Origin of the sequence: Citrobacter sedlakii NBRC 105722 (assembly GCF_000759835.1) — a bacterium.
GTDB classification, from domain to species: domain Bacteria; phylum Pseudomonadota; class Gammaproteobacteria; order Enterobacterales; family Enterobacteriaceae; genus Citrobacter_A; species Citrobacter_A sedlakii.
Genome location: NZ_BBNB01000008.1, coordinates 1 through 14,658, shown reverse-complemented (window position 1 = coordinate 14,658; position 14,658 = coordinate 1). Strand labels below are relative to the sequence as shown.

At 54.2% G+C, this 14,658-nt stretch carries 14 protein-coding genes and 1 other annotated feature; of the genes, 7 read left to right on the top strand and 7 right to left on the bottom strand.

The features are described 5' to 3' along the window. Window positions 1-24: 24 nt before the first annotated feature. Entirely contained in the window at window positions 25-1,383 is a 1,359-nt protein-coding gene (locus tag CSE01S_RS11335; RefSeq protein ID WP_042288276.1) for a PepSY-associated TM helix domain-containing protein, read from the top strand. A gap of 3 nt (window positions 1,384-1,386) precedes the next feature. Here the strand turns inward: CSE01S_RS11335 and CSE01S_RS11330 are convergent, their stop codons facing one another. From CSE01S_RS11330 to yfiR, 3 genes are read right to left on the bottom strand one after another with little or no spacing between them, the layout of a single operon-like run. Next, entirely contained in the window at window positions 1,387-1,866 is a 480-nt protein-coding gene (locus tag CSE01S_RS11330; RefSeq protein WP_042288272.1) for an OmpA family protein, read from the bottom strand. Between the two features lie 13 nt (window positions 1,867-1,879). Then, window positions 1,880-3,103, bottom strand: coding sequence for a diguanylate cyclase DgcN/YfiN (gene dgcN, locus CSE01S_RS11325; protein ID WP_042288268.1), 1,224 nt, complete (start codon window positions 3,101-3,103; stop codon window positions 1,880-1,882). Next, window positions 3,096-3,614, bottom strand: coding sequence for a regulatory sequestration protein YfiR (yfiR, locus tag CSE01S_RS11320; protein ID WP_042288265.1), 519 nt, complete (start codon window positions 3,612-3,614; stop codon window positions 3,096-3,098). Before yfiR ends, dgcN begins: the two co-directional genes overlap by 8 nt. A gap of 385 nt (window positions 3,615-3,999) precedes the next feature. Between yfiR and aroF the strand changes: the two genes are divergently transcribed. The 3 genes from aroF to CSE01S_RS11305 all read left to right on the top strand — a co-directional run bounded on the left by aroF (window position 4,000) and on the right by CSE01S_RS11305 (window position 7,220). Beyond that, complete coding sequence (gene aroF, locus CSE01S_RS11315) at window positions 4,000-5,070, top strand: 3-deoxy-7-phosphoheptulonate synthase AroF (RefSeq protein WP_042288262.1); 1,071 nt, start codon at window positions 4,000-4,002, stop codon at window positions 5,068-5,070. 10 nt (window positions 5,071-5,080) lie between these two features. Continuing rightward, on the top strand, window positions 5,081-6,202 hold the full coding sequence (gene tyrA / locus CSE01S_RS11310; protein WP_042288259.1) for a bifunctional chorismate mutase/prephenate dehydrogenase: 1,122 nt from the start codon (window positions 5,081-5,083) through the stop codon (window positions 6,200-6,202). A 145-nt stretch (window positions 6,203-6,347) separates the two neighbouring features. Beyond that, window positions 6,348-7,220, top strand: coding sequence for an SMP-30/gluconolactonase/LRE family protein (locus CSE01S_RS11305; RefSeq protein ID WP_042288257.1), 873 nt, complete (start codon window positions 6,348-6,350; stop codon window positions 7,218-7,220). Here the strand turns inward: CSE01S_RS11305 and pheA are convergent. The 4 genes from pheA to bamD all read right to left on the bottom strand — a co-directional run bounded on the left by pheA (window position 7,217) and on the right by bamD (window position 9,975). Further along, window positions 7,217-8,377 (bottom strand): bifunctional chorismate mutase/prephenate dehydratase, encoded by a 1,161-nt coding sequence (gene pheA / locus CSE01S_RS11300; RefSeq protein ID WP_042288254.1) that lies wholly within the window; start codon window positions 8,375-8,377, stop codon window positions 7,217-7,219. The two genes, CSE01S_RS11305 and pheA, sit on opposite strands and share 4 nt — an antisense overlap. A gap of 22 nt (window positions 8,378-8,399) precedes the next feature. After that, window positions 8,400-8,524, bottom strand: a sequence feature (Phe leader region). Further along, window positions 8,476-8,523 carry a pheA operon leader peptide PheL gene (pheL, locus tag CSE01S_RS23310; RefSeq protein ID WP_187375663.1) on the bottom strand — a complete coding sequence of 16 codons (48 nt, stop codon included), beginning with the start codon at window positions 8,521-8,523 and terminating at the stop codon, window positions 8,476-8,478. Its footprint overlaps the feature before it by 48 nt. Before the next feature lie 102 nt (window positions 8,525-8,626). Next, window positions 8,627-8,965, bottom strand: coding sequence for a ribosome-associated translation inhibitor RaiA (gene raiA / locus CSE01S_RS11295; protein WP_042288251.1), 339 nt, complete (start codon window positions 8,963-8,965; stop codon window positions 8,627-8,629). 272 nt (window positions 8,966-9,237) lie between these two features. Next, complete coding sequence (gene bamD / locus CSE01S_RS11290) at window positions 9,238-9,975, bottom strand: outer membrane protein assembly factor BamD (RefSeq protein WP_012906713.1); 738 nt, start codon at window positions 9,973-9,975, stop codon at window positions 9,238-9,240. Window positions 9,976-10,107: 132 nt separating this feature from the next. On the opposite strand from bamD, the gene rluD reads away from it, so the two are divergent. The 3 genes from rluD to clpB all read left to right on the top strand — a co-directional run bounded on the left by rluD (window position 10,108) and on the right by clpB (window position 14,519). Then, a complete protein-coding gene (rluD, locus tag CSE01S_RS11285) occupies window positions 10,108-11,088 on the top strand; it encodes a 23S rRNA pseudouridine(1911/1915/1917) synthase RluD (protein WP_042288245.1) in 981 nt (326 codons plus the stop codon). Next, entirely contained in the window at window positions 11,085-11,816 is a 732-nt protein-coding gene (gene yfiH, locus CSE01S_RS11280) for a purine nucleoside phosphorylase YfiH (RefSeq protein WP_042288241.1), read from the top strand. Before rluD ends, yfiH begins: the two co-directional genes overlap by 4 nt. Before the next feature lie 129 nt (window positions 11,817-11,945). Then, window positions 11,946-14,519 carry an ATP-dependent chaperone ClpB gene (gene clpB, locus CSE01S_RS11275; protein ID WP_042288239.1) on the top strand — a complete coding sequence of 858 codons (2,574 nt, stop codon included), beginning with the start codon at window positions 11,946-11,948 and terminating at the stop codon, window positions 14,517-14,519. The last annotated feature ends 139 nt before the right edge of the window (window positions 14,520-14,658 follow it).

The following is a 14,658-nucleotide window of genomic DNA, read 5'->3' as shown; positions in this document are numbered from 1 at the left end:
TTTTTGCTTTTTCTGAGGAAAAGTATGACAACCTGCACACCGCGCGCGGCATGGCTTACCCTGCTGCGGCGTCTCCATTTCTACATTGGTCTGTTCGTTGGGCCTTTTATCTTTATTGCCGCGCTGACCGGCACGCTTTATGTCGCGACGCCACAGCTGGAAGCGTCGCTCTACGCGCAGGCGCTTACAGGGACTGCGCAAGGTCAGCCGCAGTCGCTGGCGGCGCAAATTGACGCCGCTCAACGGTTCGCCGGAAACGCACAACCCCTGCACGCCGTCCGTCCCGGACTCGAGCCGGGGAGGACGACACGGGTTATGTTTGCGGATCCGCGGCTTGCCGCCTCGGAGCATCGGGCTATTTTTATCGATCCCGTTACCCTGGCGATAAAAGGGGATATGACGGTTTATGGCACCAGCGGGATTTTACCGCTGCGTCAGTGGATAGATTACGCCCATCGATCATTGCTGCTGGGGGAGGTTGGACGTATTTACAGTGAGTTGGCCGCCTCATGGATGTGGGTGGCGGCACTGGGTGGGGCAATGCTCTGGTATCTCACGCGGCCAAAGCGTCGCCTGAACAATCCGCGTCAGAAATACCGTCGTCTGCACGTTTCGTTCGGATGGCTGCTGTTGGCTGGAATGCTGCTTTTTTCTGCCACTGGCCTGACGTGGTCGCAATGGGCGGGCGGTAACGTGGATCGGATGCGTACGGCGTTTGGCTGGCTGACGCCGCAGGTGAATACGCAGCTTCACGGGCACAGTCCGGCGCAGAATGAACATGCGGGACACCATGGCGCGATGAGCATGTCCGCCGGGCCTGTCGATATCCGCTTGTTTGATCCTGTGCTGCAGGCGGCGCAGGCGGCGGGAATTGACGCCAGCGAAGTGGAAATTCGTCCGGCGAAAGACACGCAGCATGGCTGGACGGTCAGCGAAATCGATCGTCGCTGGCCCACCCAGGTCGATGCCGTTTCCGTCAACCCGACCAAATTGCAGATTATCGACAGTATCGACTTCACGCAGTTTCCTCTGATGGCGAAACTGACCCGCTGGGGCGTGGATTTTCATATGGGCATTCTGTTTGGCCTGTCTAATCAACTGCTGCTGATAGGCTTTGGCGTGGGGCTTTGTGTGATGATTGCGCTGGGCTACCGGATGTGGTGGATACGTCGCCCTGCGCGCCCTGCGGTCAGTCCGGCGCAAACGTTGCTGGAAAGCTGGCTAATGCTGAACGGCGGGGGACGCGTCGGGTCAGTGTTGCTGGCGGTTACGTTGGGCATGGCGATGCCGGTTCTGGGGCTAAGTTTGATGCTGTTTATGCTGGTCGACTGGCTACGCTGGTATAGCGCCTCGCGCAGGGTTCTGGCGCAGTCAGCCGACTAAGACTTAAGGCGTGCTGATGACTACGGCGACGCGGCGGTTTTCAGCACGGCCTTTTGCGGTCTTGTTACTGGCGACAGGATATTTTTTGCCTAATCCCTGCGTTGTCAGATGACTACGCGGGATCTGCGCGCCTTCCGCCCATGCATCGGCCACAACGTTGGCGCGTTTCAGGGACAGGGCTTCGTTGTAGCTGTCCTCGCCATAATTATCAGTATGTCCGTCCATGCGCGCATGTTTCAGGCCAACGGAGGCCAGACGGGCAGCCATTGTCTGGATCTGTCGTTGACTTTCAGCACGCAGCTTATAGTCGTTTTTATCAAACAGGATGGTGTCCGACATACCCAAAGACCAGCTCCCCGCCGACTCGGTAAACCCGTATGACTGCATGGCAGCGACCTGCTGCGGGGTAAACGTTCCCTGCGGCGCCTGGCAGCCAGCCAGGAGGAGAGCAACAACAAAAGGCGATAAAAGACGTTTCAGCATGGGGGAATCCTTATTATTTGATCACGCGTTCGACACGCTGATGTTTGGCCAGATACATATTGCGGTCGGCCAGTTCTTGTAATTTTTCGGCTGAGGCGTGCTCCCACGTCAGGGCATAGCCCATACTCAGCGTCATGCTGGTCAGATGGCCGTTGTGCAGGTCAAAAGGCCGGTTAAATTCCTGCGCCAGCGCGGCGCATATGCGCTGCACTTCGTATTCGGAATGTACGCCGTAGAGGACCATCGCAAACTCGTCCCCGCCAAGACGATAGGGCTGGTGGCGGTTGCCGCCAAATTCCGCGAGTCGCTTAGCCACTTCGATCAAAACCCGGTCTCCCGCCGCATGGCCCCAGGTATCGTTAACGAATTTAAAGTTGTCGCCGTCAAGGAACAGCAGCGCTGAGCTACTGCGGGCGGCGTCATCATTCATGAGCGCGTTGATCGTGCTGCGAAAAGCAGCGCGGTTAGCCAGTCCGGTCAGCGGATCGTGCAGTGCCGTGCGTAGCAGTTGGGCGTTCCTCGCCTGGAGACGCAGTTGCCACTCTTCCATTTCATCCAGCAGGCTGTTGAAGTCCTGGGCAAAACGGTGAAACTCCTCAATTCGCTCCTCTGATACGCGACGGGAAAAATTCCGGTTGGTACGCACATCGTGCACGACGTCGGTGATATTTTGCAGCGCTACGACGACGCCGTTGTGCAGATGGCGCGTCAGGAGGATGGCGATACCGGACGCCAGCAGGATCGAGCCGGTGAGGACGGCCAGCGACAGCCAGAGAAAATGGCTGATTAAGCTGTCACGGGCGGTTATCCGCACTTCGCCAATGATTTCCCCGTTATGCCAGACAGGTTGCGCGACCGGCAATGGAAAAAGCCACTGGCTGATGTAACCACTGAGTTTGTCGTCAGTTTCCTGTGCGTTATAGCGCCAGCTGGCGATGACGTTCTCATTTTTATCGCGTACATCGGCGGCAGAAAACTGACCCTGCTGGCCGAGCGCCGCCAGCGTTTCGGTCGCTGCGGCATCGTCTGCGAACACGAGCGCGGCCTCCAGACTGTGGGTCATGGTGGCGGCGGTCAGTTCCAGATTTTTTTGCGCATACTGTTTCAGCGTCAGCACAGAGGCGACGCTAAGCAACAGCCAGATCAACGTCATGGTCACCACCACGCTGATCATGCTTATGCGTCTCAAGGCTCGCTTAAACGTTGGACGCGTCGTGCGGGAAAGATCCTTATCCATGCTTTTTATTCCGTGCGAGCATCAGTACATCCGGATTGACCCTGACGCCGCTGTGCGCCAGAGAATCCAGATTTACGGCGAATCTGACATCATTATTTTGAATAATAAGACAAAAGGCGCTGCCAATAATGCATTCGGCATTTTGTTCCGCAATTAATAACAAAGCCTTAGAGGGATATTTATTGGCTAATTCAACCTGAGCGGCCGGAGATTCATTGCCGAAATAAACGCCATCACAACGTGCGACCAGCGCCTCTTGTTCGTTACGAATAATAACAGGTTGATAGGGCAGGGAGGTATCGTCACTGTCACCCAATACGCTAACGAAACGGGATGAAGTGAAAATGCATAGCCTGGGCGGCGCGGAGAGCGCAGGCCAGCGCGTATAGCTCACAATGCCTGAGACAATTGCACGCACATTTTTGGCGTCATCGGGTAATTCCTGAGCATAAACCGGCGATCCTGCCAGCAATAGCATCAGCAGCACCAGAAGTCGGTGAGAATAGAACATGAGCGGCGTCCTCACCCGTATCTTTCGTAACGCATTAAATACATCCTTGATTGTTTGCAGCAAAATAACATTATTTTGCATAGGCGTCATTACGCCAAAGATATTTATGTTTTGTCCTTAAGTTAAATCTTATTAATCAATATTGCCGGGACGGTTTTTTTTATCTTTCTTGCCGTAATCGTACAATTTTATTTAAGTTTAAAATCCGCGACAGAATTGCGTGTAAAGTAAAGTGTACGAATCTGTGCGTGTCATAATCAGTATTATAGGTGCTTGTACAATAAACTTTACGTATTTTGGATTGATATCTTTACTCTTTGTGTTATCGTTACGTCATCCTCGCTGAGGACAACTATCGCAAACGAGCTAAAACAGGATCGCCATCATGCAAAAAGACGCGCTGAACAACGTACACATCACCGACGAACAGGTTTTGATGACCCCGGAACAACTCAAAGCGGCATTCCCGCTGAGTCAGGCGCAAGAGGCGCAGATCGCCCAGTCGCGCAAAACCATTTCTGACATTATCGCCGGGCGCGATCCGCGTCTGCTGGTGGTGTGTGGTCCATGTTCTATTCACGATCCTGATGCCGCTCTTGAATACGCCCGTCGATTTAAAGCCCTTGCCGCAGAGGTCAGCGATAGCCTCTACCTGGTGATGCGCGTCTATTTTGAAAAACCCCGTACCACCGTCGGCTGGAAAGGGTTAATTAACGATCCTCATATGGATGGCTCTTTCGACGTTGAAGCGGGTTTGAAGATTGCGCGTCAGTTGCTGCTTGAACTCGTTCATATGGGACTGCCGCTGGCGACAGAAGCCCTGGATCCAAACAGTCCGCAGTACCTCGGGGATTTGTTTAGCTGGTCGGCTATTGGCGCGCGCACCACGGAGTCGCAGACTCACCGTGAAATGGCGTCCGGCCTGTCGATGCCGGTCGGGTTTAAAAACGGCACTGACGGCAGTCTGGCGACGGCGATTAACGCCATGCGCGCCGCCGCCCAGTCGCACCGCTTTGTGGGGATCAACCAGGCCGGGCAGGTTGCGCTGCTGCAAACGCAGGGCAACCCGGACGGACATGTGATCCTGCGCGGTGGTAAAGCGCCGAACTACAGTCCGGCTGATGTCGAACAGTGCGAAAAAGAGATGGCGCAGGCGGGACTGCGGCCTTCACTGATGGTAGATTGCAGTCATGGTAACTCCAATAAAGATTACCGTCGTCAGCCTGCCGTGGCGGAGTCTGTGGTTGCGCAAATTAAAGATGGCAACCGTTCCATCATTGGCTTGATGATTGAAAGTAATATTCACGAAGGTAATCAGTCTTCTGAGCAACCGCGCAGCGATATGAAATACGGCGTGTCCGTTACCGATGCCTGCATTAGCTGGGAAACGACGGATGCGCTGCTGCGTGAAATTCACAAAGACCTGAACGGCCAGCTGGCGGCGCGCAAGGCTTAAGAGGTTTGTTATGGTGGCTGAATTGACCGCATTACGCGATCAAATTGATGAAGTGGATAAGGCGCTGCTGGACTTACTGGCGCGTCGCCTGGAACTGGTGGCGGAGGTCGGCGAAGTCAAAAGCCGCTTTGGGCTGCCTATTTATGTCCCCGAGCGCGAGGCCGCTATGCTGGCTTCGCGCCGTGCGGAAGCGGAAGCGCTGGGCGTACCGCCGGATCTGATTGAGGATGTGCTGCGCAGGGTGATGCGCGAGTCCTATTCCAGCGAAAACGACAAAGGGTTTAAAACGCTTTGTCCGACGCTGCGTCCGGTGGTCATTGTCGGCGGTGGCGGCCAGATGGGACGACTGTTTGAAAAAATGCTCACCCTGTCGGGCTACAAGGTGCGTATTCTGGAACAGCAGGACTGGGATCGCGCGCCGGAGATCGTCGCGGATGCCGGGATGGTGATTGTCAGCGTGCCTATCCATGTCACTGAACAAGTGATTGCTCGACTGCCGCGTTTACCGTCCGACTGTATTCTGGTGGATCTGGCCTCAGTGAAAAATGGGCCGTTGCAGGCAATGCTTGCCGCCCATGACGGGCCAGTGGTGGGTCTGCACCCGATGTTTGGTCCGGACAGCGGTAGCCTGGCGAAACAGGTGGTAGTCTGGTGTGACGGGCGAAACCCGGAGGCCTATCAATGGTTTCTTGAGCAGATTCAGGTCTGGGGAGCGCGACTGCACCGCATCAGTGCCGTGGAACATGACCAGAATATGGCGTTTATCCAGGCGTTACGCCACTTTGCGACCTTTGCTTACGGGCTGCATCTGGCGGAAGAAAACGTGCAGCTTGAACAACTCCTGGCGCTCTCTTCGCCGATTTATCGCCTCGAACTGGCAATGGTCGGGCGGCTGTTTGCGCAGGACCCGCAGCTGTACGCCGACATCATTATGTCGTCGGAAAGTAATCTGGCGCTGATTAAACGCTACTACAAACGCTTTGGCGAGGCGATCGGTCTGCTTGAACAGGGAGATAAACAGGCGTTTATTGACAGCTTCCGCAAAGTCGAGCACTGGTTCGGGGACTACGCGAAACGCTTCCAGCAGGAAAGCCGTACCTTACTGCGACAGGCCAACGATAGCCGACAATAATCCTCACGCTGGTCTGATTCGGGCCAGCGTGTAACGCCCTTTGGCCTACGAATGCGCTGGTGGTTTTTCCGCATCGTTAGCGTCAGGAGGGTTATACTGAAAAACCAGCGGGACTACCGCTGGTTTTTTTATTTGGGGATTCGTCATGGCTGAACCACGCGTGTTATTTGACTATACCGGACAGTTGCCGGAATGCCCGACCTGGAGTGCGGGCGAGAATGCGCTCTACTGGGCGGATATTCTGGAAGGAGAGATCCATCGCTACCATTTGACGACAGGAGAACACATCGTTCTGGCGTTCCCGGAAGAGGTTGGATGCTTTGCGCTGCGCGAGCGTGGCGGATTTATTGTTGCGTTGCGTAATGCTATCTGGCTGACCGATAAAAACGGTCTGCTTCAGCGAAAAGTGTGCGATAACCCGTCGAACCCGCAGCTGGCGCGTTTCAACGATGGCGGCACCGATCATGACGGACGTTTTTACGCCGGGACCTTCTGGGGCCCCGGAGACTATAACGGCGCGATGTTGATGCGCATCGATAACGACCTAACGCCAAAGGTGATTCAATGTGATATCCACGGGCATAACGGGCTGGCGTTCAGTCCGGATAAGCAATGGATGTATACCTCTGATACGCCAAACGGCGTGATCTGGCGTGCGCCGCTGGACGAGCAGGGCGAGCCGGGAAAACGTGAGGCGTTCCGTCGTTTTCAGGCCGGGGAGGGGATCCCGGACGGTGCGGCAATGGACGTGGAAGGCTGCTACTGGAGCGCGTTGTTCGACGGCTGGCGGATTGCCCGCTTTTCTCCCCTGGGCGAACAGCTTGAGGAATATCGGTTGCCGGTGCGTTGTCCGACAATGGTCTGCTTTGGCGGCGACGACATGAAAACGCTGTTTATCACCACCACGCGGGAAAACATGAGCGAAGAGGAGGTGGCGGAATATCCGCTTTCCGGGGCGATCTTCACCCTGCCGGCGAGGGTGGCAGGGATGAAGAAAAAGCCGTTTATCGAACGTTAAGAAGGATCGACCGGAACAACGTTTTCGCTCGGATAGCAGCCCAGCACCTTCATCGAGCGGGTAATTTCGCCCAGCTCTTTCAGCGCCTTTTGCATTTCTGGCGCTTCCAGGTTGGCCTGAATATCAAGATAAAACATCTCTTCCCATGGGTTGCCGTGGATAGGGCGGGACTCCAGGCGAGTCATAATCAGATGATGATTACGCAGAACCAGCAGCGCTTCCACCAGGGCGCCGGCCTGCTGGCCCGTCGCCATCAGGAGTGTGGTTTTCGCCGGAACCTGATCGGACACGTTAATTGCTTTACGTGCCAGTACGATAAAGCGGGTGATATTCTGCGTCTGGTTCGCCTCAATACGTTCCAGCACTTGCAGGCCATGCAGCACGCCGCCCGCCTCGCTGCCCAATGCCGCCACGCGCGGAGAATTCGCCTGCGCAACTTTTTCCATCGCTGCGGAAGTACTTTCGGTGTATTCGATTTTCCAGTGCGGGTAACGATTGAGGAATTTGCTGCACTGCTGGAACGGTTGCGGATGGCTGTACACCGTGTCGATGGTGTCGAGATCGGTGGTGCCGGAGACCAGCACACAATGGTCGATCACAATCGTCATCTCGCCCACAATGGAAAGGCTGGTATGCTGCAGGAGATCGTAGACATCGTTAATGCCGCCTGAACTGGTGTTTTCAATGGGCACCACCGCGTAGTCAGCCTGTCCTGTTTCGACCTGATTAAAGATATCGGCAAACTTCGCGCAACCACTTTCAATGAACTGTTCGAAATGACGCGCGGCGTACTGACGGGCGGCGAGATGGGAGTAAGAGCCTTTTGGTCCCAGAAACGCCACGCGGGCAGAATGGGGATTGATCTTATTCAGATGCTGCTGGAGCAGCGCCTGCTGGGTAAGAACCGAGTCTTCAATAATAAGCTGAAAAAGGCGGGTGATGTAATGGGCATCCAGATGGTGCGCTTTGCCAAGCTGAATCAACCGGTCCAGAAGGTCGCGCTCGCGGTCGATATCGCGTACCGGTCGATGGGATTCAAGCTTCGCTTTACCCACTTCGACCGCCAGCCCGCGCCGTTCGGCCAGTAACGCCAGCAGTTTTGCATCAAGCGCACTGATTTTGTCACGCAGCGCCAGTAATGGATTTTCCGATGTCATAGTGTTGCCTTTCTTGTTATCAATAAAAAAGGCCCCCCGGAGTGGGAGGCCTTGTTATTCGTCTTCGCATTCTTTTTCACACGACGAAAGCCTCCCGTTCAGGGGAAGGTAAAAAAGAAGGCGAAGAAGAACGGCGTAAGTTGCATATCAGTTTCCTTAAGTGACGCTAGTAAAGTACCCGCACTGTTTTCATGCTGTCAACAAAAAACGCGCCCGAAGGCGCGTTGGCGATACACTCAATGTAAGGGACTATTCTTCGTCTGCTTCAGCGAAGTTTGCGTCTTTAACTGACGCGGTTGCGCGACGCGCTTCGCCTTTGTGCTGCACTTTATTGAGCTGCCGTTCCAGCTTGTTGATCAAATCGTTAATCGCGGTATACATATCTTCATGTTTTGCGCTGGCGACCAGATGTCCGTTTGGTGTATTGATGGTGGCATCAGCGGTGAAACCCTGTGGCTCCTTGGACAGAATGATATGTGGGTTAATCAGGTGTGTTTGCCATTTTTCCAGTTTGGCGAGACGGTCTGCGACATGTTGGCGAATTGCCGGAGTAATTTCCATTTGTTTACTGGTAATGTTCATTGTCATAAATTTTACCTCTTGTCTTTCCCGTCTTGGTGATTTCAGCATACCGTTCCTAATGTCAAAATGTGTGATTTGAATCACATTATTTTGTCACTTTTTGTCAAGGAAGCCTTTTTGTGAGGCATCGCAGGAGAAGGTGATATTTCACTTGAGGAAAGGGGAAAAGCGGGCCATAGTTGATGAGTTAGGTTACCGGGAAAACGGGCCTGACGTGATGCGAAACGAATAAAAAAACGGCAGCCCTTGGGCTGCCGTTTTGCTTGCGAAATCGCGGTTCAGGTGTTGCTGCTGTTGGCGGCAATGATTTTTGCCACTTTCTCAGCCTGGGTCGTCATCTGCATTTCGCGGTAGGCGTTTTCCATCAGCGGCAGAGCGTCGCGTGTGGCCTGGGTATCCGGGAAATCACGCAGCATACCTTCCACACGATTCACCACGGCGACCCATGCGCCACGTTTGGTGTAGTATTCCGCCACGGAATATTCGTATTTCGCCAGACGATCTTTCAGGAACACGAGACGTTTAGTGGCGTCTGTGGTGTACTGGCTGTTCGGGTAGCCGCGCACCAGTTTGGAAAAGTCATTAAACGCAGCGCGTGCGTGCTGCGGGTCGCGGTCACTGCGATCGACGCCGAAGAAGCCCTGTAGCGCGCTGTCATCTAACGCCATATTGGTCAGGCCACGCATATACATGACATAATCAATATTGGGATGTGTCGGATTCAGGCGGATAAAGCGATCGATAGCGGCCTGAGCCAGCGGCAGATCGGCGTTTTTGTAGTAGGCGTAGATGAGATCCAACTGCACCTGCTGGGAATACGGGCCGAATGGATAGCGGTTATCCAACGCTTCTAATTGCGTTATTGCCTGTTTCCAGTTACCGTCCTGCAGCTTTTGCTGAGCAGTCGCGTAGATTTCATTAGGCGGATTATCGGGCACCTCTTCCTTTGAACCAGAGCAACCCGCCAAAAACAGGCTCAACGTGGCTGCTGCCACCAGATATTTCATGCGCGTCATGACGTTTTGACTTTCCTCAAAATGTTTTTGCGGGAGATTCTCTGTTCCTGCTCCCGGTTAAGACCAGCTACAATAGCACACTATATTAAACGGCAAAGCCGTAAAACCCAACGTTAAACGAAGAAGCTGTATATGGCACAACGAGTACAACTCACCGCAACGGTATCCGAAAATCAACTCGGTCAACGCTTAGATCAGGCTTTGGCCGAAATGTTCCCGGATTATTCACGTTCGCGCATAAAAGAATGGATTCTCGATCGGCGCGTGCTGGTCAACGGTAAAATTTGCGACAAACCGAAAGAAAAAGTCTTAGGCGGTGAACAGGTCGCTATCGACGCGGAGATCGATGAAGAAATCCGCTTTGAGCCTCAGGATATCCCACTGGATATCGTTTATGAAGACGATGACATCATTGTTATTAACAAACCTCGCGATCTGGTCGTGCATCCGGGGGCCGGGAATCCCGATGGCACCGTATTAAACGCCTTGCTGCATTACTACCCGCCGATTGCCGACGTGCCGCGCGCGGGTATTGTCCACCGTCTGGATAAAGACACTACCGGTCTGATGGTGGTGGCGAAAACCGTTCCGGCGCAGACGCGTCTGGTCGAGGCGCTTCAGCTGCGCGAGATCACCCGTGAATACGAAGCCGTCGCTATCGGTCATATGACCGCGGGCGGCACGGTGGAAGAGCCTATCAGCCGTCACCCGACCAAACGTACCCACATGGCGGTGCATCCGATGGGAAAACCGGCGGTCACGCACTATCGCATCATGGAACACTTCCGTGTGCACACGCGTCTTAGGTTGCGTCTGGAAACCGGGCGTACCCATCAGATCCGCGTGCACATGGCGCACATTACCCATCCGCTGGTGGGCGACCCGGTATACGGCGGTCGCCCGCGTCCGCCGAAAGGCGCCTCGGAGGCGTTTATCTCCACGTTGCGTAAGTTCGATCGCCAGGCGCTGCATGCCACTATGCTGCGCTTGTATCACCCGATCTCCGGTATCGAAATGGAATGGCATGCGCCAATTCCGCAGGATATGGTTGAGCTTATCGACGCCATGCGCGCGGATTTTGAAGAACATAAGGATGACGTGGCCTGGTTATGAGTATGCTCATTGTCCCGCAGTGGCCACTGCCGGAAGGCGTGGCGGCATGCAGTTCGACCCGTATCGGCGGGGTAAGTTTACCGCCTTATGATGCGATGAACCTGGGCGCCCACTGTGGCGACAACCCGACGCATGTTGAAGAGAACCGTAATCGGCTGTTTGCTGCGGGCAATTTGCCTTCAATCCCCGTCTGGCTGGAACAGGTTCATGGTAAGGATGTGCTGAAACTGACTGGTGGCCCTTACGCATCCAGACGTGCGGATGCCTCATACAGCAACACGCCGGGCGCGGTATGTGCGGTAATGACGGCAGATTGCCTGCCGGTACTGTTTTGCAACCGGGCAGGAACAGAAGTCGCGGCGGCCCACGCGGGCTGGCGCGGATTATGTGCAGGGGTGCTGGAAGAAACGCTCGCCTGCTTTGCGGATAAACCTGAAAATATTATGGCGTGGCTGGGTCCGGCCATCGGCCCGACAGCCTTTGAAGTGGGGGCTGAGGTGCGTGAGGCGTTTTGTATTAAGGACGCCCGTGCGCACGAAGCCTTTGCGCCGCATGGCGAAAAATATCTGGCGAATATTTATCAGCTTGCCCGTCAACGGCTGGCAAATGTCGGCGTTGAGCAAATATTCGGCGGCAATCGCTGTACTTTTAGTGAAAATGAGACTTTCTTCTCTTATCGTCGCGACAAGACCACGGGGCGTATGGCAAGTTTTATTTGGCTGATATAACCTAAAGAATCAAGACGATCCGGTACGTGTAATTTTCTTTTCACATAATTCAGGTCATTAACCTTGAATAATTGAGGGATGACCTCATTTAATCTCCAGTAGCAAATTTGACCTGTTATGGGAGGAGTTATGCGTCTGGATCGTCTTACCAACAAATTCCAGCTTGCTCTTGCCGATGCCCAGTCGCTCGCACTGGGGCACGACAACCAATTCATCGAACCTTTACATTTAATGAGCGCCTTGCTGAATCAGGAAGGGGGCTCGGTTCGTCCTTTATTAACGTCTGCGGGTATTAACGCAGGACAGTTACGCACCGCCATCGATGAAGCGCTGAGCCGTTTACCGCAGGTGGAAGGCACCGGCGGCGACGTGCAACCGTCGCAGGATCTGGTGCGCGTCCTTAACCTTTGCGACAAGCTGGCGCAAAAACGGGGCGATAACTTTATTTCGTCGGAACTGTTCGTTCTGGCGGCGCTTGAGTCTCGCGGCACACTGCCCGATTTATTGAAATCGGCTGGCGCAACAACCGCCAATATCACTCAGGCAATTGAACAGATGCGCGGAGGTGAAAGCGTGAACGATCAAGGGGCGGAAGACCAACGTCAGGCCTTGAAAAAATACACGGTCGATCTGACCGAGCGCGCCGAACAGGGCAAGCTCGATCCTGTGATCGGTCGTGATGAAGAAATTCGCCGTACCATCCAGGTACTGCAACGTCGTACCAAAAACAACCCGGTTTTGATTGGTGAGCCGGGCGTCGGTAAAACCGCAATTGTGGAAGGACTGGCGCAGCGGATCATTAACGGCGAAGTGCCGGAAGGATTAAAAGGTCGTCGCGTACTGGCGCTGGATATGGGCGCGCTGGTGGCAGGGGCGAAATACCGCGGTGAATTTGAAGAACGTTTAAAAGGCGTATTGAACGATCTCGCGAAACAGGAAGGCAACGTCATTCTGTTTATTGACGAACTACACACCATGGTTGGCGCGGGTAAGGCGGACGGCGCAATGGATGCCGGGAACATGCTGAAACCTGCGCTGGCGCGTGGTGAACTGCACTGCGTGGGGGCAACCACGCTTGATGAATACCGTCAGTACATTGAAAAAGATGCCGCGCTGGAGCGTCGTTTCCAGAAGGTGTTTGTTGCAGAGCCTAGCGTTGAAGACACCATCGCGATCCTCCGTGGTCTGAAAGAGCGTTATGAACTGCACCACCATGTGCAGATCACTGACCCGGCTATCGTGGCGGCGGCGACATTGTCACACCGTTATATTGCCGATCGTCAGTTACCGGATAAAGCCATCGACCTGATCGATGAAGCGGCTTCCAGCATTCGTATGCAAATTGACTCCAAACCGGAGGAACTCGACAGACTCGACCGCCGTATCATCCAGCTCAAACTGGAACAGCAGGCGCTGATGAAAGAGTCTGATGAAGCGAGCAAGAAACGCCTCGACATGCTTAATGAAGAACTGGAAGACAAAGAGCGCCAGTATTCTGAGCTGGAAGAGGAATGGAAGGCGGAAAAAGCCTCGCTTTCCGGAACCCAGACCATTAAAGCTGAGTTAGAGCAGGCGAAGATTGCGATTGAGCAGGCGCGTCGCGTGGGCGATCTGGCGCGGATGTCTGAACTGCAGTACGGCAAAATTCCGGAGCTGGAAAAACAGCTTGAGGCGGCCACCCAGTCTGAAGGCAAAACGATGCGTCTGCTGCGTAATAAAGTGACAGATGCGGAAATTGCCGAAGTGCTGGCGCGCTGGACCGGTATTCCTGTCGCGAGAATGCTGGAGGGCGAGCGTGAAAAACTGCTGAGAATGGAACAGGAGCTACACAGCCGCGTCATTGGTCAGAACGAAGCGGTAGAAGCGGTATCGAATGCTATTCGCCGTAGCCGCGCGGGGCTGGCGGATCCGAATCGTCCTATTGGCTCTTTCCTGTTCCTCGGGCCAACCGGGGTGGGTAAAACCGAACTTTGCAAAGCGCTGGCGAACTTTATGTTTGATAGCGACGACGCGATGGTGCGTATCGATATGTCCGAGTTTATGGAGAAACACTCAGTGTCTCGCCTGGTCGGTGCGCCTCCGGGATATGTCGGATATGAAGAGGGCGGGTATCTGACCGAAGCGGTTCGCCGTCGTCCTTACTCCGTCATCCTGTTAGATGAAGTGGAAAAAGCGCATCCGGATGTATTTAACATTCTGTTGCAGGTTCTGGACGATGGACGTCTGACTGACGGGCAGGGGAGAACGGTCGACTTCCGCAATACGGTTGTCATTATGACCTCTAATCTGGGTTCCGATCTGATTCAGGAACGCTTCGGCGATCTGGACTACAGCCATATGAAAGAAATGGTGCTGGGCGTGGTGAGCCATAACTTCCGTCCGGAATTTATTAACCGTATCGATGAGGTGGTCGTATTCCATCCGCTGGGTGAACAGCATATTGCCTCGATTGCTAAAATCCAGCTGCAGCGTCTGTATAAACGTCTGGAAGAGCGTGGATATGAAATCCATATCTCTGATGACGCCCTGAAGCTGCTTAGCGCAAATGGTTATGATCCGGTGTATGGCGCACGTCCGTTGAAACGCGCTATTCAGCAACAGATCGAAAACCCGCTGGCGCAGCAAATTCTGTCCGGCGAGTTAATTCCAGGCAAAACCATTCGTCTGGAAGCGAATGGCGATCGGATCGTGGCAGTGCAGTAAGTCACAAAATACAAAAACGGGCCGCTTGCGGCTCGTTTTTGTTTAAAAACCAGGCGAAAATTTAGGTTCGCGGAATGATTTGCCTGGAAAGTGAGCGGTTAGTAAATAATTTTCACTTTCTCCTTGCAGCTTCAGAATT

Coding starts and splice junctions, on each gene's coding strand:
- CSE01S_RS11335 (WP_042288276.1), top strand. CDS start 25: ATGACAACCTGCACACCGCGCGCGGCATGGCTTACCCTGCTGCGGCGT.
- CSE01S_RS11330 (WP_042288272.1), bottom strand. CDS start 1,866: ATGCTGAAACGTCTTTTATCGCCTTTTGTTGTTGCTCTCCTCCTGGCT.
- dgcN (WP_042288268.1), bottom strand. CDS start 3,103: ATGGATAAGGATCTTTCCCGCACGACGCGTCCAACGTTTAAGCGAGCC.
- yfiR (WP_042288265.1), bottom strand. CDS start 3,614: ATGTTCTATTCTCACCGACTTCTGGTGCTGCTGATGCTATTGCTGGCA.
- aroF (WP_042288262.1), top strand. CDS start 4,000: ATGCAAAAAGACGCGCTGAACAACGTACACATCACCGACGAACAGGTT.
- tyrA (WP_042288259.1), top strand. CDS start 5,081: ATGGTGGCTGAATTGACCGCATTACGCGATCAAATTGATGAAGTGGAT.
- CSE01S_RS11305 (WP_042288257.1), top strand. CDS start 6,348: ATGGCTGAACCACGCGTGTTATTTGACTATACCGGACAGTTGCCGGAA.
- pheA (WP_042288254.1), bottom strand. CDS start 8,377: ATGACATCGGAAAATCCATTACTGGCGCTGCGTGACAAAATCAGTGCG.
- raiA (WP_042288251.1), bottom strand. CDS start 8,965: ATGACAATGAACATTACCAGTAAACAAATGGAAATTACTCCGGCAATT.
- bamD (WP_012906713.1), bottom strand. CDS start 9,975: ATGACGCGCATGAAATATCTGGTGGCAGCAGCCACGTTGAGCCTGTTT.
- rluD (WP_042288245.1), top strand. CDS start 10,108: ATGGCACAACGAGTACAACTCACCGCAACGGTATCCGAAAATCAACTC.
- yfiH (WP_042288241.1), top strand. CDS start 11,085: ATGAGTATGCTCATTGTCCCGCAGTGGCCACTGCCGGAAGGCGTGGCG.
- clpB (WP_042288239.1), top strand. CDS start 11,946: ATGCGTCTGGATCGTCTTACCAACAAATTCCAGCTTGCTCTTGCCGAT.